Below are 25,246 nucleotides of genomic sequence, written 5' to 3' on the forward strand. Positions count from 1 at the left end.
ACGGTCAGAGCTGGGTGACGTCCAACTCGCCCTCGGCGTACTGCTTGCGGATCACCTTCTTGTCGAACTTGCCCACGCTCGTCTTCGGCACGGCGGGGATCACCGACCAGCGCTCCGGCAGCTGCCACTTGGCGATGCCCTGATCGGCGAGGAACGCCTTCAGCGCCTCGTAGTCGACGCCGGTGGCGTCCTCCTTGAGGACGACGGTCGCCAGGGGCCGCTCGCCCCACTTCTCGTCCGGCACGGCGACGACGGCCGCCTCCGCGACCTCCGGGTGGGCCATCAGCGCGTTCTCCAGTTCGACGCTGGAGATCCATTCGCCGCCCGACTTGATGACGTCCTTGGCCCGGTCGGTGAGCGTCAGGTAGCCATCGGCGCTGATCACGCCGACGTCGCCGGTCTTCAGCCAGCCGTCCTCGCTGAACTTGTCCTCGGGCCGCAGGTGCTCGCCGTCCGCTCCGCCGTAGTAGGCGGCGGCGATCCAGGGGCCCCGGACCTCCAGCTCACCGGCCGACGCGCCGTCCCACGGCAGGTGCTCGCCGGCCGGGCCGACCAGCCGCCCTTCGACACCGGCGGGGAAGCGGCCCTGGGTAACCCGGTAGGGCCACTGCTCCTCGACGCCCAGCCCCGCGGGCGGGTGGGCCATCGTGCCGAGCGGCGAGGTCTCCGTCATGCCCCAGGCGTGGCAGAGCCGGACGCCGAGCTTGTCGTACGCCTCCATCAGCGAGGGCGGACAGGCCGCGCCGCCGATGGTCACGTTGGCCATGGAGGAGAGGTCGCGCGGGTTGGCGGTGACCTCGGCGAGGAGGCCCTGCCAGATGGTGGGGACCGCGGCCGCGTGCGTCGGGCGCTCGCGCTCGATCATCTCGGCGAGCGGGCCTGGCTGGAGGAAACGGTCCGGCATGAGCATGTTGACGCCGGTCATGAACGTGGCGTGCGGCAGCCCCCACGCGTTCACGTGGAATTGCGGGACGACCACCAGGGTCGTGTCCTTGTCGGTGAGCCCCATCGACTCGGTCATGTTGACCTGCATCGAGTGCAGGTAGATCGAGCGGTGCGAGTAGACGACGCCCTTGGGGTCGCCCGTGGTGCCGGAGGTGTAGCACATGGCCGCGGCCTGGCGCTCGTCCAGCTCCGGCCAGTCGAACGTGGTGGGGCGGTCCGCGATCAATTCCTCGTACTCGTGCACGCGCGGCGTGACGTCGGCGAGGGCCGAGCGGTCGCCGGGGCCGGAGACGACGATGTGCTCGATGCCCGGCAGGTGGGGCAGCAGCGGAACGAGGAGCGGAAGCAGCGAACCGTCGACGATGACGACCTTGTCGTCGGCGTGGTTGACGATCCATGCGAGCTGTTCTGCGGGCAGCCGGAGGTTGAGGGTGTGGAGGACGGCTCCCATGGAGGGGATGGCGAGGTAGGCCTCGACGTGGACCGAGTTGTTCCACATGAGGGTCGCCACCCGCTGGTCGCCGTCGACGCCCAGCTCGTCGCGGAGGGCGTTGGCCAGCCGGGTGGCGCGCTGCCCGATCTCGGCGAAGGTGATGCGGTGCGGCTCGGGTTCGCCGGTCCAGGTCGTGACCTGCGACTTCCCATGGATCGTCATCCCGTGGCGCAGGATGCGGGTGACAGTCAGCGGTACGTCCTGCATGGTGCTCAGCACGGCGTCCTCCCGGGGGCGCTACGCGGCAGTAAGGTTGCGCTGATTCTGCGCACATACCACGCGGTATGTCACTACTCGCGGGAAAAAATTCCTGTCCGGGTCCGTGTGGCGCCTTCTGGGGCGGGGCGGGGCCGACGGGTCGCGGTCAGCGGACCGGTGTCAGCTCCGGGTCCTCACGGAGCTTGCCGAGGGCGCGGGAGACGGCGCTCTTGACCGTACCGATCGACACCCCGAGCACCTCCGCCGTCTGGGCCTCGCTCAGATCCTCGTAGTAGCGCAGGACGACCATCGCGCGCTGGCGGTCCGGAAGCTTCAGCACCGCCCGCCACATCGCGTCGTGCAGCGTCTGCCGCTCGGCCGGGTCGGGCGCGGGGACGACCTCCCGCTCGGGCAGTTCCTCGCAGGCGAACTCGTCGACCTTGCGCTTGCGCCACTGCGAGGTGCGGGTGTTCAGCAGGGCCCGGCGGACATAGCCGTCCAGCGCCCGGTGGTCCTCGATCCGCTCCCACGCCACGTACGTCTTGGCGAGCGCGGTCTGCAGCAGGTCCTCCGCGTCGCACGGGTTCGCGGTGAGCGAGCGCGCGGTGCGCAGCAGGACCGGTCCCCGCTCCCGTACGTACGAGGAGAACGACGCGTACGGGGCGTGGCCGGCGGCGGTGGCAGAGGCTGCCCTGGAGGCGCCCGTGCAGACTGGCGTGGTCATGCACTCCACGCTAGGAGCGGGGGCCGCCGAGGGGATCGCCCCCAGGTCCCGAAGCTCCGTCCGCCTCAGGTTGTAGGAGAGGGACACCCCTCACCTCCTCCAGGTGGACGAGGCCGCGCACCGCCGTCAGGGTCCGCCCCCGAGACCGCTCCGGGACGGAGCCGCCACCGCCCGGCCGGCCGCGCCGATCCCCTGTCCCGACCTCGGTACGCCCGGACCTGCGGCGAGCGGGGCCTCACACCCCCCGAGGATGCGGGGCGAGCCCGAGCACGGCCGCCCCCGACCGTCCCGGCAACCGCCCCCGCACGCGCATCTTTCCGAGCGGCCCATCAGCTCTCGCTCTCAGCTCCACCCCTTCCCTTCTTCGAACGTGTGTACGAAAATAGCCGCATGGCCATCATCGACCGGCAGACCCCGACCCTGGCCCTCGCCCACGCCCTGGCCGCTGCCGAGCGCGGCCTCCCCGTCTTCCCCCTCTCCGCCACCAAGGTCCCCGCCCTGCGCTCCCCCCACCGCGACGGGCAGCGCCCGGCGCACTGCCGGGGCGAATGCGGCCTGCCGGGGCACGGGGTGCACGACGCCACCACCGATCCCTCGGCCGTACGCGCCCTCTTCGCCGCCGCCCCGCGGGCCACCGGCTACGGCATCGCCTGCGGACGCGCCCCGCACCGTCTCATCGGCATCGACCTGGACGTCGACCCGGCGTACGGAAGCGACGCGGCCGGCTCGCTCCGACAGCTGGCCCTCCAGCACCTGTTCACCATCCCGCCGACGGTCACGGTGCTCACCCCGAGCGGCGGCCGCCACCTCTGGCTGACCGGCCCCGCCGACGCGACGGTCCCTAACTCCGCCGGCCGCCTCGCCCCTGGCATCGACATCCGCGGCAGCGGCGGCTACCTGGTCGGCCCCGGCTCGGTCACCGCCCACGGCCACTACCGCCTGGCACCGGGCACCGCCCACCTCACCCCGGCCCCCTGCCCCCGCGCCCTGCTCCGCCTCCTCACCCAGCCCCGGCGCACGGCCGCACCCTCGGCCACCGCGGGCACCCCCCACGCTCCGGGCCGCAGGGGCGAGGGCCTGGTCCAGTTCGTCCTGGCCGCCCACAAGGGCCAGCGCAACACCCGCCTGTTCTGGGCGGCCTGCCGTGCGTACGAGCACGGCTTCGGCGACGCCCTGGCGGACGCCCTCACCGCCGCGGCCGTCCGCACCGGCCTCCCGGAAGACGAGGCGCGCGCCGCGATCGCCTCGGCGGCGAGGCTGACCTCGGGACGGGACGGGGAAGCGAACGGCGCGGCCTGACGACCCGAGACCGGGAGCCGGGGGGCCAGCACCCGGAAGAAATGAGGTGCGGCCGACCCCCACCCTGCGGCGATACTCCGGCATGAGCAGAATCGCGCAGGTCATCGTCCTGGCGACGTACGCGGACGAGGTCATGGAACCCCTGACCCGCCCGGACGCTTCGCGCAGCTGGCAAGGCCACTTCCGGCCCCTGGACCTGTTCGTCGGCGGCTGGGTCATCGAGTTCGACCGGGTGGGCCCGCGCTCCGGACTCCTCGACCACCTCGCATCGCTTCCCTGGCCGAACCCGGAGCGGGTGCAGGTGCTGATCCACGACGAGGAGGACGACTGCTTCGGGCTGTGGATGATCCACGACGGCAGCCTGGTCGAGATACCGCTCCCCCGCACGCAGCGCTACCACGCCCAGTCGCCCCCCGACGAGGAGTTCGCCCCGAGTCCGGGGTACCTGTGGCGAACGGACACGGGCACCGACGTCCCCACGGGCCTCGCACCGGAACGCCGGGACCCGCGTCCGGCCTGGTAGCGCGGGCGGGCGGCGTGCAACGAAGGCGGCCCCCGACCAAAACTGCTGGTCGGGGGCCGTCTTATGGCGGTGGGTGTGGGATTTGAACCCACGGTGACATCGCTGCCACGACGGTTTTCAAGACCGTTCCCTTAGGCCGCTCGGGCAACCCACCCCGCGTCGGCGGGTCCGTCGCTGTGCAAGCCGATGGGCCGTCAGGCCCGTGTGGGGCCGGTTCGACGCGTGGGACAGCCTAGCCGGTCAGCTGTCGCCCTCGCGCTGGCCCAGGGTGACTTCGGCCGTGGCCTCCTTGCCGTCGCGCTCGTACGTCAGGGTCACCTTCTCGCCCGGCTTGCGGGTCCAGATCTCGCCGATCAGGGTCGGGCCGCTGTCGATCACCGTGTCGTTGAACTTGGTGATCACGTCTCCCCCCTTGAGCCCCGCCTTGGCCGCCGGGCCGTTCGGGGTGACGGCGGGGGTGCCACCCGCGCCCTCGGTGGAGATGGCAGCGCCGCCCGTCTTCTCCTCCATCGAGACCGTCGCGCCGATCACCGGGTAGACCGGCTTGCCGGTCTTGATCAGCTGCTCGGCGACGTTCTTCGCCTGGTTGACCGGGATGGCGAAGCCGAGGCCGATCGAACCCGCCTGGGACTGGCCGAGGCCGCCGCCGGTCGACTGGATCGCGGAGTTGATGCCGATGACCGCGCCCGTCGCGTCCAGCAGCGGGCCGCCGGAGTTGCCCGGGTTGATCGAGGCGTCGGTCTGCAGGGCGCTCATGTACGAGTTCTTGTTGCTGGAACCGTCCCCGGACGCCACCGGGCGGTTCTTCGCGCTGATGATGCCCGTGGTGACCGTGTTGGAGAGGCCGAAGGGCGCGCCGATCGCAATGGTGGAGTCGCCGACCGCGACACCCTCCGAGTTGCCCAGCGGAAGGGGCGTCAGGCCCGCCGGCGGGCTCTTGAGCTTCAGGACGGCCACGTCGTAGCCCTGGGCCCGGCCCACCACCTCGGCCGCGTACTTCTTGCCGTCCGAGAAGGTCGCCGACAGTTCGCCGGACTCCGCGGCGGAGGCCACCACGTGGTTGTTGGTGAGGATGTGGCCTTCCTTGTCGTACACGAAGCCGGTGCCCGTGCCGCCCTCGCCGTCGCCGCCCTGCGCGTCGATGGTGACCACGCTGGGGAGCGCCTTCGCCGCGACTCCGGCCACCGTGCCCGCCGGTCGCTTCAGGTCCTTCGGGGTGTCCGACGCCGCGACCGTGGTCGAGCTGCCGGACGAGCCGCTGCCGTTGCGGTCGGCCGCCCAGAAGCCGAGGGCTCCGCCGATACCGCCCGCGACGAGCGCCGCCACGGCGACGGCCGCCACGAGACCGCCCGCGCGGCTCCTGCCGCTCCTGTGGTCCGGGGATTCGAGGCCGGGCGGCACCGGAGCGCCCCAGACCGGGCCGTGGCCACCGCCGTTGCCGACGCCACCGGACGCGTGCGCCGCGTTCCCGCCGGCGTACGACGGCACGGCGGGCGGCGGCGGAGGCCAGGAGGCGGCGCCCGCGGGGAGGTCGGGCGCCGCTCCGTACGGGGAGCCGTGGGACGGCTGGGGCGGCGTCGGGTGGGCGCCCTGGGCGTACGCGGGCGTGGGGGCCGAAGGGCCTTGCGCCGGAGCGCCCTGGTGCGTGGGGTCGTGGCGCGGCGCTTCGGCGTACGCCGGGGCCGCCGGTGCCGGAGTTCCCGCGCCGGGGGCGGGCGGGGCGGAGTCCGGTGCGCCGGTGTCGTGCACGGGAAGGCGCGCGGTGTCGTGCGCCGTCGCGGGAGGTTCGGGTGCGGCGTCCCGGACCGGGTCTGTCGGCGGCGTGGGCCCATCGGCCGCCGGGCCGGAAGCATCGGCCCGCCCGGCGGAGTCGGCCGGTCCGGAGGAGTCGGCCCGCACGGGAGCGTCGGCCGGCACGGGAGGTGCGGACGGAACGGACGGCACGTTCGGTGCCGCGTTGCCCTCGTTGCCCTCGTTCTCGGTGCTCACAGCTCTCTACTCCTCGGTTCCACTCGGCATCCAGTCGGCGTTCGGCAAGAAATCCGCTGTGCACGTGTCTGCGGTCAGCTTTTCCCACAACACGTCGGGCCACTGTAAGCAGGACCTGTGCATCCGCACACCAATCTTTACATCAGACAAAACAGACCTCCAGGGTGACATGTGCTCAGCAGGTTCCGCAGCGGTGACACCATGACGCGGGTGACCCACGCACGGCAGCGCAGCGCGCGCACCTCCATCCAGGTCATCGCCCACCGCGGTGCCTCCGACGACGCCCCCGAGCACACCCTGGCCGCCTACAGGAAGGCGATCGAGGACGGTGCCGACGCGCTGGAATGCGATGTCCGGCTCACCGCCGACGGCCATCTCGTCTGCGTCCACGACCGACGGGTGAACCGTACGTCCAACGGGCGCGGCGCCGTCTCGGCCTTGGAGCTCGCCGACCTCGCCGCCCTCGACTTCGGTTCCTGGAAGGACCGGGAGGAGTCGCCCGACTGGGATCCCGTACCGGGCGAGCTCACCTCCGTACTCACCCTGGAACGGCTCCTGGAGCTGGTCACCGAGGTACGGGCGACCGGGCGGCCCCTGCAGCTGGCCATCGAGACGAAGCACCCCACCCGCTGGGCCGGGCAGGTCGAGGAGCGGCTCCTGCGGCTGCTGAAGCGGTTCGGGCTGGACGCCCCGGCAGCCGACGAGCCCTCGCCCATCCGCGTCATGAGCTTCTCCGCCCGCTCCCTCCACCGCGTCCAGGCGGCCGCTCCCACCCTGCCCACGGTCTACCTGATGCAGTTCGTCTCGCCCCGGATGCGCGACGGGCGGCTGCCCGCCGGATCGCGGATCGCGGGGCCGGGCATGCGCATCGTGCGCAGCCACCCCGGCTACATCGAGCGGCTGCACCGTGCGGGCCACCGGGTGCACGTGTGGACCGTGAACGAACCGGCCGACGTCGACCTGTGCGCCGACCTCGGTGTCGAGGCGATCATCACCAACCGCCCTAAGCAGGTTCTGTCCCAACTGGGTCGTGTTTAGTACGCGTCCCGGTACCCGAATCGCCCCTCACACGCCCGACCCCGGCCGTTACGGGTTGTGCCCCGGCGCATTCACCGTGCGCTCATCCGTCACGAGTGCGTCACCGTCAACGGATTGGCCGGTTTCCGATCCAGCTCAGTGGGGCATCCAACCCGTGGCGTGGGGAAAAGGAGGTCTCGGGGGTGGCGTTGGTGGTGGCACAAGAGGTGCCCGCGTCGTCGAGCATGGCCATTCCTCATGGTCCTGCCGGCGTGGGGCAGGCACGACACCGGATGCGTGAACAGTTGCGCGGCAACGGGGTGTCGGACACGGTCGTCGACGACGCTGTTCTGATCCTTTCCGAACTTCTCAGCAACGCCTGCCGGCACGGCAGACCTCTGGGGCGGCACGCCGAGGTCGGTGACGGGGACATCCGCGCCGCCTGGCGGATGGACCCCGCCGGCGCGCTCACCGTGGAGGTCACGGACGGCGGCGGCCCGACCCGCCCGGCTCCGTCCACCCCGTCGGTGACGGCGCGCGGCGGCCGGGGACTCAACATCATCAGCGCCCTGGCCCAGGAGTGGGGCGTGCGGGACGACGCGCCGGGCGAGGTCACCGTCTGGGCCCTGGTCGCCTCGGAGAAACCGCCCGGGGACGGCTGCGGGAGCTCCGTCGCCACCGGCACCGACACCGGCGCGAAGGGGCTCCGCGCCAACGGCACCGGTAGGCGCGGCGTCGGCGAGCACCGCACCGGGGGGCTCACCGGTTTCGAGGGCCTGGACTTCTCCGACGCCTTCGACGACGCGAGTTGAGCCTGCGCCGCCCCGCACCGACCGGACGGCGCGCCACCAGCCCGCACGGCCCCGCACGACCGGACGGCGCGCCACCGGCCTGGGCCGCCCCGCACGATCGCGCGGTGTCACCCGTCGTGCGCTGTCCCGCACGATCGGACGGTGGCGCCGGGCCCGAGCCACCCCCGTACCGACCGCTTCGACGGCACGGTCGCCCGCGTGTTGACGGCCGGACGGCGCGGCCCGAAGGCGTACGGGGGCGGAGCGAGGCTCGCCGGGCGGCTAGGCTCGCGCCGAGTCCGCACTGTCGCAATCGGGAGAACGCCCACCATGGCCAAGAAGCGCCCTCAGTCCAAGGCCGGGAAGCCGCAGCTCAAGGACGGTGAGATCCCGGTCGTCGGGGCCCGCGAGCCCTGCCCGTGCGGATCGGGCCGCCGTTACAAGGCGTGTCACGGGCGCGCCGCCGCCCAGGCCGTGACCGAGCTCGTCCACCGCCCGTTCGAGGGTCTCGCGGGTGAGTGCGACTGGGTCGCGCTGCGCGAGCTGGTGCCCGCCGCCACGGTCGGGCTGACGCTCAAGGACGGGCTGCCCGAGGGGGTTCCGTCGGTGACGCTCGCGACGGTCCTGCCGATGGCCTGGCCCGCGCTGCGCCGCGACGACGGCTCCGTCCTGCTCGCCCTGCAGAACGACACCTCCTCCGGCGACCTCAGCCGCGACCTCGCGGACACCCTGCAGCGCGCCCTGGAGGCCGAGCCCGGATCCCCGGTCGCCGCCCGCCGCGTTCCCGCCGACGGTCCGCGTCTCCAGGACCTCCTCGCGCCGGACGCCGCCTTCGAGCCGGACGTGCACACCGGGTTCGAGTTCTGGGTACCGGACGCGGAGAACGCCGCGCCGGAGGTGGCAGCCTCCCTGGAGCGCGCGAACGCCGCCGCGATCCCGACGACGCGGCTGTCCGGCGTCGACGCCGCGTACTGGTGCGAGACCCCGGAGAAGAACCACCTGCGCTGGGTCATGCCGCACCCCGAGGAGCAGCTCCTCGACGCGCTCGCCCGGCTGCACGCCGCGGGCACCTCCTCGCTCGGCGACGACACCCGCCTGGTCGGGTCGTTCCGGGCGCACGGGCTCGTGGTCCCCGTCTGGGACCTGCCGAGCTCGATGGGGGCCGAGGCGTGCGAGAAGCCCGCCGTCGAGTTCGCCGAGCGACTGGCGACCGCCCTCGCGTCCGACGCCCCGCTCACCGCCGAGGAGCGCCGCGCCCGCGGCGGCCTCACCAACCGCCAGGTGACCCTCAGCTGAGGAGGCCGACCGGACACCGCAGGCGGTGACCCGCGTCACAACTCGCCGTACCCGCAAGTAAATCGGCGTCCTTACAAGCGAGATCGAATTTGCGAACAGCAGATCTCTTGTTACGGTTCTAAAAGCCCGGTCGCTGGTGCATCCCCCGTCGCCAGCGATCGGGCGTCTTCCTTCTCCGGCTGCGAACCGCCCCCGTGACATCTCCGGGCGCGGAGGCCGCGACCTCCGGACGCCCCCTCAGAAACCTTTGCCCGAAAGCTTTCTGGCGGCCCGCCGGTTCCCGATCAGCCGGTCGCGTCAGTACGCGAGCCGGCTGCCCCCGCCCGGAGCGCCTGTACTCGCCTCGACCAGGGCGTCCAGCACCGCTTCCACGTCCGGCAGCCAGGGGGCCGCGGGCACCGCACTCTTCGTCCGGCTCCGGCGCACCGGACCTACGGCGGCGGAGGCCGTGGGCGGTGCGGGGGGCCGTTCCCAGCGGACCTGGCCCGCGCCGGTCCGGGACGGCGGCAGGACGAGATAGCCGCCTTCGCCGTGGAACCGGAGCGAACTGGGCACCCAGTCCTTCGCGTACAGCAGTTCGCCGAGCCGTTCCAGGGTGTACGGGGCCACCAGCAGCGACCATCGCGTGGGCGTCGCCACGATCGGGCCGAGGCGCATGCCGAGGGCGTCGAGGACGCTCAGCGCTCCGGCTCCGGCCACGGCGGGCAGGCTCACCGCGCAGGGCGCGCGACCGCCGGTAGCCAGCAGGACGGGGGCGGTGGGGCGGTTGGTCCACCACCAGCGCACCATGCGCTCGTCCGTGGTGGCCGCCAGCAGGCCGGGGTCGAAGGGGTGTGCGCCCGGTACGGCGCAGTCGGGTTCGGGGCAGGCACAGCCGAGGCCGTCGCTCCCGCCGCGTGGAACGGCGCGGGCCGTTCCCACTCCGGGCAGGACGGGCCATTGCCATACGGTGGCGCAGGTCAGGGCCGCGTCGAGCCGGGCGGCCCCCTCCTTGCGCCGGAGCCTGCGCCGCCTTCCGAGGATCTCGCGCATGAGCGCTCGTTCCTTTCCGTTGAACGCCGAGTCCACATGGCACCACGCGCCGGTGACACCATGTGCGTATCTCTTCGCTGTGCGTATGTGCTCATCAGTTCCGCGGTACAGGTGTGCCGTCTTACCGGGGGTGAGCCGAGCCGGGTGGAGCGGGGGCAGAGCCACCGCACGGGACGAATCGAGTGCGGAGTCGAACCGGACGAGGACGGACGGGCTGAGCGGAGCCGAACCGGGCAGGGCCGAACCGGCCGAGCGGAGTCGTGCTGCTCGGGCGACGTCGTGCGGGTCGAACGTGCGGGTCGAGCCGGGCCGACGATCACCGGGCGAGGGTGGTCCGGGCCTCGCCTGCCGTCCCTGGTGCGAACCCCGCCGTCCGGCGCGGGGCATCGCCGTCACGGGTGAGGACGCCTGAACCCGCCGCCGGGTTCCTGGTCGAACACCACCGCACCCGAGCGACACCGTTTACGTACCCAGCATCCCCGGAATGACGCTCCTCCGGCGAGGTGCGCCCCGGAGGTACCCGGTTGAACAGCCCCAGTCGATCGTAATTGGCGTTCACAGGGTGCACTTTTCAGCCAAGTTGACCGACACTGGGAGGGCGCGAATCGCCCGGTTCCCTGAACGGACAATGCTGGACATCGGGTTACTTGTGCGTGTACATGTGGATACATTGATAGTGGCGCAGAATCACATGGGGGTTTGCGATGCTATTCGACGAATCAAGCTGGTCGGAAAGCTGGCTGCCATGAGCGCCCCACACCTGCCGAAAGTGGCTGGAATCGATCCAGAAGTTGCGGTTTCAGCGCACACTACCGCTCCTCTGGCCGAGGTTCCGAGCCCGCCCGGAGCGTTCCTCCAGGACCGGCTGGCGGGCTGGGTCTCGGACCTCACGACGCTGCACGAACTCACCGAGCGGCTGGCCGGAACGAGCACCCTCGACGACGCCCTGAACGAACTGCTGCACGCCGGAGCCGCCCTCGTCGGCGCCCGCCGCGGTCTTCTCGTTCTGGAACCGGCGAACGCCGACGGCCCCGCCACCACCCGGACCCTCGGGCTGAGCCACGCCGATCTCGGGCACATCGAAACCGTGCCGCGCGCGGCCACCGCGCTCGGCCGGGCCCTCGACGGGCTGCCGGGCTCCGCCGACGGGATCGCCAGCCCCGACCTCCTCGCCGAGCAGGACCTGGACCCGCGCCACCGCGAGGTCGCCGTCCGGCTCGGCTACGCCGCGAGCTACGCCCTCCCCCTCACCTCCGATACGGCCGGCCGCCTCGGTGCGGCGCTCTGGCTCTACGACGAACCGGCCGAACCCGCGCAGAAGCAGCGCCACCTCGTCGGTCTTTACGCCCGCTACGCCACCGAGCACCTGGCCCGCCTGATCGAGCTGGAGCGCGCCCGCGCGGACATCGCCGCCGTCGCCGAGGAGCTGCTGCCCAGCCGGCTGCCGCGGGTCCCCGGCGTGCGGCTCGCAGTCCGCCACCGCACCGGTCCCCGCGGCGGTGGCGACTGGTACGACGCGCTGACGCTGCCCGACCGGGCGCTCGGCCTGGCCGTCGGTTCCGTGGGCGGGTCCGGTCCCGGCGCCGTGGCCGCCATGGGCCGGCTGCGCGCCAGCCTGCGCGCGTACGCCGTGATGGAGGGCGAGGACCCCGTCGCCGTACTCTCCGACCTGGAACTGCTGCTGCGGCTCACCGAACCCGCGCGGACCGCGACCGCCCTCTTCGCCTACTGCGAGCCCGCCACCCGCAAGGTCGTGCTGGCGGGGGCCGGGCACACCCCGCCGCTGGTGCTCGGGGACCGGCGGTGCGAGTTCGTCGAGACGGCGCTCTCCGCCCCGCTGGGGATGCTCTCCTGCTGGGAGGCGCCGAGCGTGGAGTTCAGCCCCGCCCCGGGCGAAACGGTGCTTCTCTGCACGGACGGGCTGCTGCGCCGCACCGGCGACCCGATGGACCGCGCCTTCGCCCGGCTGCACTCCGCCGCCGCCTCCGTACCGAAGAGCGAGCGGAACGATCCGGCGGCCGTCGCCGACCACGTCCTGCGCACGATGCTTCCCGACGGCCTCGACCGGAGCGACTCCACCGAGGACGTCGTGCTCCTCGCCGCCCACTTCGAGTGACCCGCGGGCCGCTCCGGCGACGCCCTCCCCGGTAACAGGCCCTTCGGCCCCGGGCCCCCTTCCGTACGCCCGTACGATGGGTGATGGTCCAGTGTCGTATCAAGGAGAGACAAATCGTGTCTGAGGAGCTCATCCCGGAGAACCCGGAGCAGGAGACCGAAGGAAACGAGGCGGAGAAGGTCAAGCAGCGGAAGAACGGCCTGTACCCGGCCGTCTCCGACGAGCTCGCCGCGAACATGAAGTCGGGCTGGGCCGACACGGAACTGCACGACCTCCAGCCGATCGCCCAGGCCGGGCACACCGCCGACCGGCGCGCCGCGCTCTCCGACCGCTTCCCCGGCGAGCGCCTGGTCATCCCCGCGGGCAACCTGAAGACCCGCTCCAACGACACCGAGTACGCCTTCCGCGCCTCCACCGAGTACGCGTACCTCACCGGCGACCAGACCCACGACGGCGTGCTCGTCCTGGAGCCGACGGGTGAGCGCGGTCACGAGGCGACGATCTACCTGCTGCCGCGCTCCGACCGGGAGAACGGCGAGTTCTGGCTCGACGGCCAGGGCGAGCTGTGGGTCGGCCGCCGCAACTCCCTCGCCGAGGCCGAGCAGCTGCTGGGCATCCCCGCGAAGGACGTCCGCGAGCTGCCCGCCGCGCTGACCGAGGCCACCGGCCCGGTCCGCGTCGTGCGCGGCCACGACGCCGCCATCGAGGCCGCCCTCACCGACAAGGTCACCGCGGAGCGGGACGAGGAACTGCGCGTCCACCTCTCCGAGGCCCGTCTGGTGAAGGACGCCTTCGAGATCGCCGAGCTGCAGAAGGCGTGCGACGCCACCGCGCGCGGCTTCGAGGACGTCGTCAAGAGCCTGGACAAGGCCGAGGCCACCAGCGAGCGCTTCATCGAGGGCACGTTCTTCCTGCGCGCCCGCATCGAGGGCAACGACATCGGCTACGGCTCGATCTGCGCCGCCGGCCCGCACGCCACCACCCTGCACTGGGTGCGCAACGACGGCGCCGTCCGCGCGGGCGAGCTGCTGCTCCTGGACGCCGGGGTGGAGACCAACGACCTCTACACCGCCGACGTGACGCGCACGCTGCCGATCAACGGCACGTTCTCGCCGCTCCAGCGCAAGATCTACGACGCGGTGTACGAGGCCCAGGAGGCGGGCATCGCCGCCGTGAAGCCGGGCGCCGACTACCGCGACTTCCACGACGCGGCACAGCGCGTGCTCGCCGAGAAGCTCGTCGAGTGGGGCCTGCTCGGCGACCTGTCCGTGGACAAGGTGCTGGAGCTCGGCCTCCAGCGCCGCTGGACCCTCCACGGCACCGGTCACATGCTCGGCATGGACGTCCACGACTGCGCCGCCGCGCGCACCGAGGCGTACGTCAACGGCACGCTGGAGCCGGGTGTCTGCCTCACGGTCGAGCCCGGTCTCTACTTCCAGGCCGACGATCTGACCGTGCCGGAGGAGTACCGGGGCATCGGCGTCCGGATCGAGGACGACATCCTCGTCACCGAGGACGGCAACCGGAACCTCTCCGCCGCGCTGCCCCGCCAGGCCGACGAGGTCGAGGCGTGGATGGCACGGCTGAAGGGCTGACCTTCCCGTACGTGCGCGAGGGGCCGGCCCCTCGCGCACGGCACGCGCCGGGGCGTGCCGCTCACTACGCCGTGAGCAGCGCGCCCTCGCGCCATTTCAGGACCTTGTCGAAGCTGACCACCGCGCCCCGGCCCGGCCGGTTGCCGAACTGGACGTGGTCCGAGAGCCGCTCGATCAGATCGAGGCCCCGGCCGCTCTCGGCCTCCGGGTCCCACGCGGGGAACGAGGACCACGGGGACTGCTGGTCACAGCGCGCCGCGTCCTCCGCGTCCTCCGCGTCCAGCGGGCCCTGCGGATCTTCGGGACGCTCGTGGTGCGCGGGCTGTTCGTGGTGCGCGGTGGGGCGAAGCGCGCGCCGGGCGGGGAAGCCCGGCCCCGAGTCGCTGACCTCGATACGGCACTTCTCGCCGTCCAGATAGGCCGTGACCCGGTACTGCCCGGAGTCCGCGGCAGGGCGTCCGTACCCGGATTCCCCCTGCTCCCCGAGAACCGTGCGGTAGCCACCGTGCTCGACGGCGTTCGCACAGGCCTCGCTGAGCGCGACCGACAGGTCGAAGGAGATGTCCGGATCCACCCCTGCGGTTTCCATGGTGCCGAGCAGAAAACGACGGGCGAGCGGAACACTCGCAGCTTCGCGCCGCAAATGGAGAGACCACCAGATGCTCATCTTCCAGCCTCCTGGCTGCGGCTCGACGTATCGATACGTATTGCCGCACTCGGCACTTCGTAAGCACGGATCGGGCGGGAGAGCCCTCGTTCGGCGGATGCCGATATGCGGCCGCCCGGTGTATGCACCGACCCGTCGCAGGTCACCGGGGGCGCGTACCCGGTGACCGGAACGCGCCCCCGGCCCGTACATCCCCCGCGAACAGGGGCAACAAGCGCGATCGGGGACGGAGGACGATCTTCCGGACCTGCCGTACGGCCGGGGCGGGCGCAGTGCGATGATGTCCCCGCCATGTCCACGCCTCTCGCACACGCCGGAGCCGGTCTGCGGCTCATGAGGGCCGCGGTGTTCACCGCGGTCTGCGTCGTGCTGTCCGCCGCGGGGCACGCGTTCGCGGCCCGCACGGCGGTTCCCGCGTGGACCCTGCTCGCCGCGTTCCTCGGCGTCTTCGGGGCCGCCGCGGTCCTCGCCGGAAGGGAACGGTCCCTCCCGGCGATCGTGGGCGCGCTGGCCGGCGGGCAGATCCTCCTGCACGGCCTCTTCGCGTACGGCGGCCACAGCGGCGCCCCGGCCGCGCCCACGAGCACGGGCGGCGACAGCCCGCTCATCCGGTTCGCCTCCGGGCTCGTGTGCGGCGAAGGCCCGGCGGGGCTGAACGCGGCCGACGCCCACCGCATCGTCTCCTCCGCGGGCATCGACCCGTCGACGCTCGCGGGGGCCCACGGCCATCTCGGGGCCGACGGCGGTGCCGAAGCGGCGCGCGCCGCCGCGTCGGCGGGAGCTGACGGCGCCTCCGGTTTCGCACAGGTGTGCGCCGCGGTCACCGCGATGCTGCCGAGCCTGCCGATGTTCCTGGCCCACGTCCTCGTCGCGCTCGCCCTCGGCTGGCTGCTGCGGCGCGGCGAGATCGCCCTCTTCGGACTGGCCCGGCTCTCCGCCCACGGCGCCCAGGCCCTGGCGGCCGGCGCCCGGCTGCGGTCCCTGCGGGCCGCGCTCGCCCTCGTGCGCGCGCTGCGGGCCGGGGACCGGGAGCAGCGCACCGCAGGACCGCGCGCGCCGCGCCCCTGCGACGACGTGCCCCTGCCTGCCCCCGGGGACCCTCTGCAGCACCTGGTGATCAGGCGCGGGCCTCCGGCCCCGTACACCCTCGCAGCCTGACGCGACGCCTCCACCGGGCCCCGCGGGCCGCCCCTGCACATCCCTGTGCACGTGCTCCCGTTCGGAACCGCACCGCGAGGTGTCGTGATGCCGTCGCGCAGCCGCGCGCCGGACCACCGTGTTCCGTTCCCCTGTGGAGATTCCTGCCATGAAGCTTTCCCGTATCGCCCTCGCCGCCGGCGTCGCCGCGTCCACCGTCCTGCTGGTCGCCGGCCCGGCCGCCGCCCACGTCAGCGTCCAGCCGGTGGGCGAGGCCGCCAAGGGCGGATACGCCACGCTCAACTTCAAGGTGCCCAACGAGCGCGACCAGGCCTCGACCGTGAAGCTCGAGGTGAACTTCCCGGCCGACCACCCGCTCTCCTCCGTCAGCCCGCAGGCCGTGCCCGGCTGGAAGATCACGATCGACAAGAGCAAGCTCGACAAGCCGCTGGAAGTCCACGGCAAGAAGATCACCGAGGCCGTCTCCAAGGTGACCTGGACCGCGGACGACAGCGAGATCGCCCCCGGCTACTTCCAGCAGTTCCCGGTCTCCGTCGGCGCGCTGCCCGAGGACGCCGACCAGCTCGTCTTCAAGGCGATCCAGACCTACGACAACAAGGAAGTCGTCCGCTGGATCGAGGAGCCCAAGGCCGGCGGCGAGGAGCCCGACAGCCCCGCCCCGGTCCTGAAGCTGACCGCCGCCGCCGAGGACCACCACGGCGCCGCGGCCGACGACACCGAGGAGACCGACGACCACAAGGCCGCCGGCTCCGACGCGTCGGCCAAGGAGAGCAGCACCGCCGCGTCCTCCTCCTCCAGCGACACCACCGCCCGCACCCTGGGCATCATCGGCATCGTCATCGGCATCGCGGGCGTCGCGTTCGGCGTCCTCGCGGGACGTCGCCGCTCGGCCTGACCGGCCGGTTCCCTCACCCGCACCACGTTCAGGACATCTCTTCCATGCGCACCAGAAAAGCAGTGACGGCCGTGGCGTTCGCCGCCGCGGCCGCCCTGGCCCTCTCCTCCTGCGGCACCGGTGACGACACGGCGGACTCCTCGTCCGTCGCCGACGTCAGCGCCGCGCCGAAGGACAAGGCCGCGACCGTTCTCGACCAGCCGTTCACCAAGCCGAACCTCGTCCTCACCGACACCCACGGCAAGGAGTACGACCTCCGCGAGGCGACCAAGGGCAAGCCGACGCTCATCTACTTCGGCTACACCAACTGCCCCGACGTCTGCCCGCTGACCATGAGCAACATCTCCCTCGCCAAGCGGGAGCTGCCCAAGGCCGACCAGGACAAGCTCCAGGTCGTCTTCGTCACCACCGATCCCGAGCGCGACACCCCTGCCTCGCTCGGCAAGTGGCTGTCCGCCCAGGACCCCTCCTTCACCGGTCTCACCGGCGACTTCCCGACCATCCAGGCCGGGGCGCGGCAGATCGGCATCGGCATCGACGCGCCGAAGAAGGAGAAGGACGGCACCGTCGTCTCGATGCACGGCGCCCAGGTCATCGCCTTCTCCCCGAAGACCGACGAGGGGTACGTGCTCTACGGCGAGGACACCAGCGCCGAGGAGTACACGAAGGACCTCCCCAAGCTGATCAAGGGGGAGGCGCCGTGAACCTTCGCCCGGTCCTCGCCGCCGTCCTCGCCCTCGCCACGGGGCTGACCCTGGCCGGGTGCTCGTCGGCGGGCGAGCCGGATCTGGAGATCGTCGGCGCGTATCTGCCGCAGCCCGTCAGCGACATGGCCGCCGGGTTCCTCGTCGTCCAGAACAAGGGCGATGCCGGGGACCGGCTCACCTCGGTGACCAGTCCGCTCTCCGACGACGTCACGATCCACGAGACGAAGAACCGGAAGATGCGGAAGGTCTCCTCGTTCGAGGTGCCCGCCAAGGGCGAGCTGGACCTCGAACGCGGTGGCAACCACATCATGTTCATGAAGCTCAAGCAGAAGCCCAAGCAGGGCGAGAAGGTCTCCGTCGAGCTGCACTTCGAGAAGGCCGGCCGCATCACGGTCGACCTGCCGGTGAAGGAAACCACCCACAACCCGAAGAAGCAGTGAGGGACTGAGCCGATGTCTGCCACCGCCCCGTACCCCGGACCGCCCCCGGTACGACGGCCCGCCGCCGTCACCGCGTTCCTCGCCGCGCTGGCCGGCCTGGTCCTCGGGCTGCTGCTGGCCGGCGCGGGCCCGGCGTCCGCGCACGCCGCCCTCACCGGGAGCGACCCGCAGGACGGGGCGGTGGTCGGCACCGCGCCCAAGGAGGTCACCCTCAGCTTCTCGGAGGCGATCGCCGTGGGCGACGACTCCATCCGGGTCCTCGACCCCAGCGGCAGGCGCGCCGACACCGAGGCGGCGCCGAAGGACCTGTCCGAGGGCTCCACCGTCCGCTACGGCGTCTCCCTGCACTCCGGCCTGCCGGATGGCACCTACACGGTGGCCTGGCAGGCGATCTCCGCCGACAGCCACCCGATCTCCGGCGCGTTCACGTTCTCCATCGGCGCCCCGTCCGACACCACCGTCGCCCTGCCCTCGCAGGAGGCGGGCGGCGGGCCGGTCGGCGTCGTCTACGGCATCGCGCGCTACGCGGCGTACGGCGGATTCGTCCTGCTCGCCGGCGGCAGCGCGTTCGTCCTGGTCTGCTGGCGGGGCGGTGCGTCCGCCCTGCCGATGCAGCGGCTCGTGGTCCGCAGCTGGCTCACGCTGACCGCGGCGACGCTGGCCATGCTGCTGCTGCGCGCCCCGTACACCGGCAGCGGGAAGTTCGCCGACGCCTTCGACCTCACCGCCCTCCAGGCCGTCCTGGAGACCAAGCCCGGTGCGGCCCTCGTCTCCCGGCTGCTGCTGCTCGGGGCCGCCGCGCTGTTCATCGCCGTGCTGTTCGGCACGTACGCGCGGCGTGAGGACGAGCGGGAGAAGAAGGACCTCACCTTCGGTCTCGCCGTCGGCGGCGGAGTGGTCGCGGCGGGCATCGCCGCCACCTGGGCGATGTCCGAGCACGCCTCGACCGGCATCCAGGCGGGCATCGCCATGCCGGTGGACGTCCTGCACCTGCTGGCCGTCGCCGCCTGGCTCGGCGGGCTGGTCTCGCTCCTGGTGTCGCTGTACCGGACTCCGGACATCGGGAGCGCCGCGGTCCGGCGCTTCTCGGCGGTCGCGTTCGGCAGTGTCGTGGTGCTGGCGGCGACCGGGATCTACCAGTCCTGGCGGCAGGTCGGTTCCTGGTCGGCGCTGACCGGGACGCGGTACGGGCAGCTGCTGATCATCAAGGTGGCGCTGATCGTGCTGATGCTCGTGGCCGCCCGGTTCTCCCGGCGCTGGACGGGGCTGCTGACGGATACGGCGGGGGCCGCCTCCGCGCCCAGCGAAACGGAGGCCGAGGACGAGGAGCGGGCGGGTGCGGTGGACGAGCCGGACATCGACCCCGAGCGGGCCGCGCAGCTGGCCCGTCAGCAAGCCGTCCTGACCGCGACGAAGAAGAAGCGGATACGGGACGCCGACCCTGAGCGCTCCGGGCTGCGCCGCTCGGTCCTGGCCGAGGCCGCCGTCGCCGTCGTCCTGCTGGCCGTCACCACCGTGCTGACGTCCACCGAACCGGGCCGTACGGAGGAGGAGGCCGCCGGCTCCCCCGCCGCCTCGGCTCCGGCCGCGGGCGGCCCGGTCAACCTGAGCCTGCCGTTCGACACCGGCGTCCGGAACGGCAAGGGCACCGTCCGCATCGATCTCGAGCCCGGCCGCACCGGCTCCAACGATCTGCACGTGTGGATCGACGGCAGCGGCGGCAAGCCGATGGACGTTCCCGAGCTGAAGCTGGCCCTCACCCTGGAGTCCAAGGACATCGGCCCGCTGCCGGTCGTCCCGGACCGGCTGGCGGAGGGGCACTGGTCGGCGAGCGGGGTGCAGATCCCGATGGCCGGGGACTGGAGGATCGACGTGACGGTACGGACCTCGGACATCGACCAGGTCACTGTCGACAAGAACGTGAAGATCGGCTGAGCGCGATGGGGCACCGCCGGGACGAGGATCGGCCAAGCACGATGCGCATGACCAAGACGAAGATCGGCTGAGCACGATGGGCAAGACCAGGAAGCGGGCGACGGACCGGCCCGCCACGACCCTCATCACGGAGAACGCGGCGAACGCCGGGGGCGCTGAAGGCGACACCGGCTCCCCGGACGCCGCCCGCACGGACGGTGGCGGCACCGGCGTGTCCCGGCGACGGCTGCTGGGGACGGCAGGCGCGGCCGGCGCCACGGGGCTGGTCCTGGGGACCGGAGCCGGGGCCGCCGGGTACGCCGCCACCCGTCCCGAGGAGCCGGCCGCGCTGACGACGGTCGGGGCGACCGAGGCGATGTTTCACGGGAAACATCAACCGGGGATCACCACTCCGCTTCAGGCGCGGGGCCACCTCGTCGCCTTCGATCTCGTGGCGGGCACGGGGCGCAGGGAGGCGGCGGCGTTGCTGCGGCGCTGGTCCGCGCTGGCGAAGGAGCTCATGGCGGGACGCGCCGCCGCGGGTGCGGCGGACGGCCCCGGCCACGACACCGGGATCGCTCTGGACGCGGGCCCCTCGTCCCTGACCGTCACCTTCGGCTTCGGCCGTACGTTCTTCGCGCGCACCGGGCTGACCGACCGCCTGCCCGCCGCGCTCGACCCGCTGCCGGTGTTCTCCGCCGACATCCTCGACGCCAGGCGTTCGGGCGGCGACCTGTGGGTGCAGATCGGCGCGAACGACGCCCTCGTCGCCTTCCACGCCCTGCGGGCGATCCAGAAGGAGGCCGCGGGAACCGCGCGGGTGCGGTGGCAGATGAACGGCTTCAACCGCACCCCCGGCGCCACCGCCCGGCCGATGACCGCCCGCAACCTGATGGGCCAGATCGACGGCACCGGCAACCCGAAGCCCTCCGACGAGGACTTCGACCGGCGCGTCTTCGTCCCCGCCTCGCCCGGAAGGCCGCAGGAGTGGATGGAAGGCGGTTCGTACGCCGTCGTCCGCCGGATCAGGATGCTGCTGGACGACTGGGAGAAGCTTCCGGTGGAGCGCCAGGAGCGGGTCATCGGGCGGCGCAAGGCGGACGGAGCGCCCCTGAGCGGGGGGACCGAGACCACCGGGATGGACCTCGACAAGGCGGGCCCGGACGGCAGGCTGGTGATCCCCGACAACGCGCACGCCCGGATCTCCTCGCCCGAGAAGAACGGTGGGGCCGCCATGCTGCGCCGCCCGTTCTCGTACCACGACGGCATCGCGGAGGACGGCACTCCGGACGCCGGACTCCTCTTCATCTGCTGGCAGGCGGACCCGTTCCGGGGCTTCGTGCCGGTGCAGCGCAAGCTCGACCGGGGCGACGCGCTCTCACCGTTCCTCCGGCACGAGGCGAGCGCGGTGTTCGCGGTGCCCGGCGGGGCGGCGGAGGGGGAGTACGTGGGGCAGCGGCTTCTGGAGTCGTAGGGGGCGGCTGATGCGGCGCGCGGACCCGTAGCGGGTCGCCTGACGGCGGGCGGGCACAGGGCGGGACAGCTTGTGCCGGGGGGCGCGTGCAAGACGGGGGCGTACCCGCGCGCAAGTCCGGGGCGTGCAGCGGAGGCGCGTACGCCCCTGGGCGGGAGGCGCTCCCTTGCCCCCGGCGCGCACGATCGTGACCGCATTCCGAGACAGCGCGGCGGGCCTCGCGGGGCACATTAGGCTGAACGCATGTCAGCCACGCGCTACGCCTATCTCGGCCCCGAAGGCACCTTCACCGAAGTCGCTCTCCGTACGCTCCCGGAGGCCGCCACCCGCGAACTCGTCCCGATGGTGTCCGTGCCGGCCGCCCTGGACGCCGTACGCGGCGGCGAGGCGGCGGCGGCGCTCGTGCCGATCGAGAACTCCGTCGAGGGCGGCATCACCGCGACGCTGGACGAGCTGGCCGGCGGGGAACCGCTGATGATCTACCGCGAGGTGTTGCTCTCCATCACCTTCGCGCTGCTGGTGCGGCCCGGCACCAAGCTGTCGGACATCAAGACGGTCACCGCCCACCCGGCCGCCCAGCCGCAGGTGCGCAACTGGCTGGCGACCCACCTGCCGGGAGTCGTGTGGGAGTCGGCCGCGTCCAACGCGGACGGTGCCCGGCTGGTCCAGGAAGGGCGGTACGACGCCGCGTTCGCCGGGGAGTTCGCCGCCGCCACCTACGGCCTGGAGCCGCTGGTGACGGAGATCCACGACGCGGAGAACGCCCAGACCCGCTTCGTCCTGGTGGGCCGCCCGGCCCGGCCCTCCTCGCCGACCGGCGCGGACAAGACCTCCGTGGTGATCTGCATGGAGGACGACCACCCCGGCGCCCTGTTGGAACTGCTCCAGGAATTCGCGGTACGGGGCGTCAACCTGATGCTGATCCAGTCCCGCCCGACCGGCGAGGGCATCGGCAACTACTGCTTCGCCGTGGACGCGGAGGGTCACATCGCGGACCGGAGGGTCGGGGAGGCCCTGATGGGGCTGAAACGGATCAGCCCGAACGTGCGGTTCCTCGGTTCGTACCCGCGGGCGGACATCTCCCCGTCCGAGGTGCGGCCGCTGCGGGCGGGCACCTCGGACGCGGCGTTCACGGAAGCCTCCGACTGGCTGGCGCGCTGCCAGGACGGCCGGATCTGACGGCAGGGCAGGGAGCCCCGGCGCGCCTCCGGGGCGGCCTCCTTGCGCGCTCCGCAGCGGTGCTATCTACGGATAGTCACGCATGCGAGGGAGTTATCCACAGGAAGGCCTCTCGGCCTGGGGACAAGTCGACACCCTCAAGCGACATCATCGACAAATCAACCCAGCATCCTCGGAGCGACCCACAGTGGCACGAGGCGAAACAAGGCGGTGCGAGCCTCTCGTCTCGCCCCCATTCGCCCAATCGCCCCTTTGAGGCAATGAATTCCCACCCGAAAGAGCGCACAAAGCAGGTTTGGCGAGGTTTCCGGAGCGCTTCACCCGAGTTCCGGAGCTAAGCGCTCCGGCATCCACAGAACTTCCACACAGCCTGTGGATAACTATTCGGATACTGCCGCCCCTGTGGACAACAGCATCGGCCGCTCCCCCAACTCCCGCCCTCTTCACGGCCGGTACGTCAAGGCGGACCGCACCTTCTGCCCTGTTCAGGGGAGTTAACGGCCGTTATTGACCGGCCCCTCTCCCGCCCCCGCCCCGACTCCGCCATCGAGATCCCCTGCAGGCGATATCCGCGATCCCCCTCATACATATCAATTCCGGCAATTCACCCATAGGGACACGCTCGGCCCTATCGGTTCGAGTGCGAGAACCGCGCACCGGTAGCCTGGTGGGGTGATTGACCTTCGCCTGCTCCGTGAGGACCCCGACCGTGTTCGCGCCTCCCAGCGCGCCCGTGGAGAGGACGTCGACCTCGTCGACGCCCTGCTCTCCGCCGACGAGCTGCGCAGGTCGTCCGGCGTCCGCTTCGACGAACTCCGCGCCGAGCAGAAGTCGCTCGGCAAGCTGATTCCCCAGGCCACCCCCGAGGAGCGCGCCGAACTCCTCAAGAAGGCCGAGCAGCTCAAGGCCGACGTCAAGGCGGCCGACGCCGCCCAGGACGAGGCCGACGCGGAGGCCAAGCGGCTGCTGCTCCAGCTCGGCAACATCGTCCACGAGGACGTGCCGGTCGGCGGCGAGGAGGACTTCGTCGTCCTGGAGACGCACGGCACCATCCGCGACTTCGGCGCCGAGGGATTCGAGCCCAAGGACCACCTGGAGCTCGGCGAGGCGCTCGGCGCCATCGACATGGAGCGCGGCGCGAAGGTCTCCGGTTCGCGGTTCTACTACCTCACCGGCGTCGGCGCGCTCCTGGAGCTGGCCCTCGTCAACGCGGCGATCGCGCAGGCCACCGAGGCCGGCTTCATCCCGATGCTGACCCCGGCGCTGGTCCGCCCGCGCGCCATGGAGGGCACCGGCTTCCTCGGTCAGGCCGCGGAGAACGTGTACCACCTCGAGAAGGACGACTACTACCTGGTCGGCACCTCCGAGGTCCCGCTCGCCGCGTACCACATGGACGAGATCATCGACGCCGGCAAGCTGCCCCTGCGGTACGCCGGGTTCTCCCCGTGCTTCCGCCGCGAGGCCGGCACGTACGGCAAGGACACCCGCGGCATCTTCCGCGTCCACCAGTTCGACAAGGTCGAGATGTTCTCGTACGTCGACCCGGCGGACGCCGAGGCCGAGCACCGCAGGCTCCTGGAGTGGGAGAAGCAGTGGCTCACCGGCCTCGAACTGCCCTTCCAGGTCATCGATGTCGCCACCGGTGACCTCGGCGCCTCCGCCTCGCGGAAGTTCGACTGCGAGGCGTGGATCCCGACCCAGGGCAAGTACCGCGAGCTGACCTCCGCGTCGAACTGCGACGGCTTCCAGGCCCGCCGCCTGTCCGTCCGGATGCGTGAGGGCAAGAAGGTCCAGCCGCTGGCCACGCTGAACGGCACGCTCTGTGCCGTACCGCGCACGATCGTGGCGATCCTGGAGAACCACCAGCTCCCCGACGGCTCGGTCCGGGTGCCCGAGATGCTCCGCCCCTATCTGGGCGGACGCGAGGTCCTGGAACCGGTCGCCACGTGACCTTTCCCTACAAGCTCGTAGCGACCGACCTCGACGGCACACTGCTGCGCGGGGACGACACGGTCTCCGAGCGCACCCGCGAGGCCCTGGCCGCCGCCACGGCGGCCGGCGCCGCGCACATCGTCGTCACCGGACGGGCGGTCCCCTGGACCCGGCACATCCTGGACGACCTCGGGTACGAGGGACTCGCCGTCTGCGGTCAGGGCGCGCAGGTCTACCACGCGGGCGAGCACAAGCTGCTGACCTCGCTGACGCTGGACCGCCGGCTCGCCGGACTCGCGCTGGCGAAGATCGAGGCGGAGGTCGGCCCGCTGCACCTGGCGGCCGGCCGCGACGGCCTGGACGGCGAAGTGCTCGTGGGCCCCGGCTACCGGGTGCAGGAGGGGCCGCTGCCGTACGTCTTCGTGGAGGACGCGGCCGAGATGTGGACCGCCCCGCTCAACAAGGTCTACATCCAGCACGCGGAGCTGGACGACGACGCGCTGGCCTTCGCCGCGAGGGCGGCCGTCGGCAGTCTGGTCGACGTGGTCATGGCCGGGCCCGGCGTGGTGGAGATCCTGCCGCTGGGCCTCAGCAAGGCGACCGGCCTCTCGCTGGCCGCCCGGCGGCTGGGGGTGAAGGCGGGCGACACGATCGCCTTCGGCGACATGCCGAACGACATCCCGATGTTCGGCTGGGCACGCCACGGCGTGGCCATGGCCAACGCCCACGACGAGCTGAAGGCCGTCGCCCACGAGGTCACCGCGTCCAACGAGGACGACGGCATCGCGGTGGTTCTGGAGGAGCTGCTCCGCTCGGCGTCCGTGCAGCCGGCGCGGTAGCACCCATCCGCACAGCGCGACGG

Annotated in this window: 21 protein-coding genes and 1 tRNA gene; 16 read left to right on the plus strand and 6 right to left on the minus strand. The window is 72.1% G+C overall.

All coding sequences use genetic code 11. The features are described from left to right. Window positions 1-4 precede the first annotated feature (4 nt). On the minus strand, window positions 5-1,657 hold the full coding sequence (locus QFZ71_RS14225; RefSeq protein WP_307668591.1) for a long-chain fatty acid--CoA ligase: 1,653 nt from the start codon (window positions 1,655-1,657) through the stop codon (window positions 5-7). Between the two features lie 145 nt (window positions 1,658-1,802). Beyond that, window positions 1,803-2,360 carry a SigE family RNA polymerase sigma factor gene (locus tag QFZ71_RS14230; RefSeq protein ID WP_307668592.1) on the minus strand — a complete coding sequence of 186 codons (558 nt, stop codon included), beginning with the start codon at window positions 2,358-2,360 and terminating at the stop codon, window positions 1,803-1,805. 390 nt (window positions 2,361-2,750) lie between these two features. On the opposite strand from QFZ71_RS14230, the gene QFZ71_RS14235 reads away from it, so the two are divergent. Beyond that, window positions 2,751-3,659 (plus strand): bifunctional DNA primase/polymerase, encoded by a 909-nt coding sequence (locus QFZ71_RS14235; protein ID WP_307668593.1) that lies wholly within the window; start codon window positions 2,751-2,753, stop codon window positions 3,657-3,659. Window positions 3,660-3,741: 82 nt separating this feature from the next. Next, on the plus strand, window positions 3,742-4,182 hold the full coding sequence (locus tag QFZ71_RS14240; RefSeq protein ID WP_307668594.1) for a hypothetical protein: 441 nt from the start codon (window positions 3,742-3,744) through the stop codon (window positions 4,180-4,182). A 64-nt stretch (window positions 4,183-4,246) separates the two neighbouring features. On the opposite strand, the gene QFZ71_RS14245 is transcribed toward QFZ71_RS14240, so the two are convergent. Together QFZ71_RS14245 and QFZ71_RS14250 are read right to left on the minus strand one after the other, a co-directional pair. Then, window positions 4,247-4,336, minus strand: a tRNA-Ser gene (locus QFZ71_RS14245). 86 nt (window positions 4,337-4,422) lie between these two features. Then, window positions 4,423-6,171, minus strand: coding sequence for a trypsin-like peptidase domain-containing protein (locus tag QFZ71_RS14250; RefSeq protein ID WP_307668595.1), 1,749 nt, complete (start codon window positions 6,169-6,171; stop codon window positions 4,423-4,425). A 201-nt stretch (window positions 6,172-6,372) separates the two neighbouring features. On the opposite strand from QFZ71_RS14250, the gene QFZ71_RS14255 reads away from it, so the two are divergent. From QFZ71_RS14255 to QFZ71_RS14265, 3 genes are all read left to right on the plus strand, one after another. Continuing rightward, the gene (locus QFZ71_RS14255) at window positions 6,373-7,209 is read left to right on the plus strand and encodes a glycerophosphodiester phosphodiesterase (RefSeq protein WP_307668596.1); all 837 of its coding nucleotides are present in this window, start codon (window positions 6,373-6,375) and stop codon (window positions 7,207-7,209) included. A gap of 95 nt (window positions 7,210-7,304) precedes the next feature. Continuing rightward, complete coding sequence (locus QFZ71_RS14260) at window positions 7,305-8,000, plus strand: ATP-binding protein (protein WP_307668597.1); 696 nt, start codon at window positions 7,305-7,307, stop codon at window positions 7,998-8,000. Window positions 8,001-8,309: 309 nt separating this feature from the next. Next, complete coding sequence (locus QFZ71_RS14265; RefSeq protein ID WP_307668598.1) at window positions 8,310-9,275, plus strand: DUF5926 family protein; 966 nt, start codon at window positions 8,310-8,312, stop codon at window positions 9,273-9,275. A gap of 297 nt (window positions 9,276-9,572) precedes the next feature. Here QFZ71_RS14265 and QFZ71_RS14270 read toward each other — a convergent pair whose 3' ends face one another. Further along, on the minus strand, window positions 9,573-10,307 hold the full coding sequence (locus tag QFZ71_RS14270; RefSeq protein WP_307668599.1) for a bifunctional DNA primase/polymerase: 735 nt from the start codon (window positions 10,305-10,307) through the stop codon (window positions 9,573-9,575). A 628-nt stretch (window positions 10,308-10,935) separates the two neighbouring features. Between QFZ71_RS14270 and QFZ71_RS14275 the strand changes: the two genes are divergently transcribed. Together QFZ71_RS14275 and QFZ71_RS14280 are read left to right on the plus strand one after the other, a co-directional pair. Beyond that, complete coding sequence (locus QFZ71_RS14275) at window positions 10,936-12,423, plus strand: PP2C family protein-serine/threonine phosphatase (protein ID WP_307668600.1); 1,488 nt, start codon at window positions 10,936-10,938, stop codon at window positions 12,421-12,423. A gap of 116 nt (window positions 12,424-12,539) precedes the next feature. Then, window positions 12,540-14,018, plus strand: coding sequence for an aminopeptidase P family protein (locus QFZ71_RS14280; protein WP_307668601.1), 1,479 nt, complete (start codon window positions 12,540-12,542; stop codon window positions 14,016-14,018). Window positions 14,019-14,082: 64 nt separating this feature from the next. Here the strand turns inward: QFZ71_RS14280 and QFZ71_RS14285 are convergent, their stop codons facing one another. Continuing rightward, window positions 14,083-14,685 (minus strand): ATP-binding protein, encoded by a 603-nt coding sequence (locus QFZ71_RS14285; protein ID WP_307668602.1) that lies wholly within the window; start codon window positions 14,683-14,685, stop codon window positions 14,083-14,085. Between the two features lie 291 nt (window positions 14,686-14,976). Here QFZ71_RS14285 and QFZ71_RS14290 point away from each other — a divergent pair, with 291 nt between their 5' ends. The 9 genes from QFZ71_RS14290 to QFZ71_RS14330 all read left to right on the plus strand — a co-directional run bounded on the left by QFZ71_RS14290 (window position 14,977) and on the right by QFZ71_RS14330 (window position 25,223). Further along, a complete protein-coding gene (locus QFZ71_RS14290) occupies window positions 14,977-15,843 on the plus strand; it encodes a hypothetical protein (protein ID WP_307668603.1) in 867 nt (288 codons plus the stop codon). A 148-nt stretch (window positions 15,844-15,991) separates the two neighbouring features. After that, the gene (locus QFZ71_RS14295) at window positions 15,992-16,738 is read left to right on the plus strand and encodes a YcnI family protein (RefSeq protein ID WP_307668604.1); all 747 of its coding nucleotides are present in this window, start codon (window positions 15,992-15,994) and stop codon (window positions 16,736-16,738) included. A gap of 44 nt (window positions 16,739-16,782) precedes the next feature. Then, window positions 16,783-17,442 carry an SCO family protein gene (locus tag QFZ71_RS14300; protein WP_307668605.1) on the plus strand — a complete coding sequence of 220 codons (660 nt, stop codon included), beginning with the start codon at window positions 16,783-16,785 and terminating at the stop codon, window positions 17,440-17,442. Next, entirely contained in the window at window positions 17,439-17,885 is a 447-nt protein-coding gene (locus QFZ71_RS14305; protein WP_307668606.1) for a copper chaperone PCu(A)C, read from the plus strand. Before QFZ71_RS14300 ends, QFZ71_RS14305 begins: the two co-directional genes overlap by 4 nt. 12 nt (window positions 17,886-17,897) lie before the next feature. Beyond that, window positions 17,898-19,820: a copper resistance CopC/CopD family protein gene (locus tag QFZ71_RS14310; RefSeq protein ID WP_307668607.1), complete on the plus strand. Its 1,923-nt coding sequence runs from the start codon at window positions 17,898-17,900 to the stop codon at window positions 19,818-19,820. Between the two features lie 76 nt (window positions 19,821-19,896). Next, window positions 19,897-21,273: an iron uptake transporter deferrochelatase/peroxidase subunit gene (gene efeB, locus QFZ71_RS14315; protein WP_307668608.1), complete on the plus strand. Its 1,377-nt coding sequence runs from the start codon at window positions 19,897-19,899 to the stop codon at window positions 21,271-21,273. A 243-nt stretch (window positions 21,274-21,516) separates the two neighbouring features. Beyond that, window positions 21,517-22,452 carry a prephenate dehydratase gene (pheA, locus tag QFZ71_RS14320; protein WP_307668609.1) on the plus strand — a complete coding sequence of 312 codons (936 nt, stop codon included), beginning with the start codon at window positions 21,517-21,519 and terminating at the stop codon, window positions 22,450-22,452. Window positions 22,453-23,124: 672 nt separating this feature from the next. After that, entirely contained in the window at window positions 23,125-24,402 is a 1,278-nt protein-coding gene (gene serS / locus QFZ71_RS14325; protein ID WP_307668610.1) for a serine--tRNA ligase, read from the plus strand. Next, window positions 24,399-25,223, plus strand: a complete 825-nt coding sequence (locus QFZ71_RS14330; RefSeq protein ID WP_307668611.1) for an HAD family hydrolase — start codon at window positions 24,399-24,401, stop codon at window positions 25,221-25,223. Before serS ends, QFZ71_RS14330 begins: the two co-directional genes overlap by 4 nt. The last annotated feature ends 23 nt before the right edge of the window (window positions 25,224-25,246 follow it).

The sequence above is a fragment of the Streptomyces sp. V2I9 genome (genome assembly GCF_030817475.1).
Classification (GTDB): Bacteria; Actinomycetota; Actinomycetes; order Streptomycetales; family Streptomycetaceae; genus Streptomyces.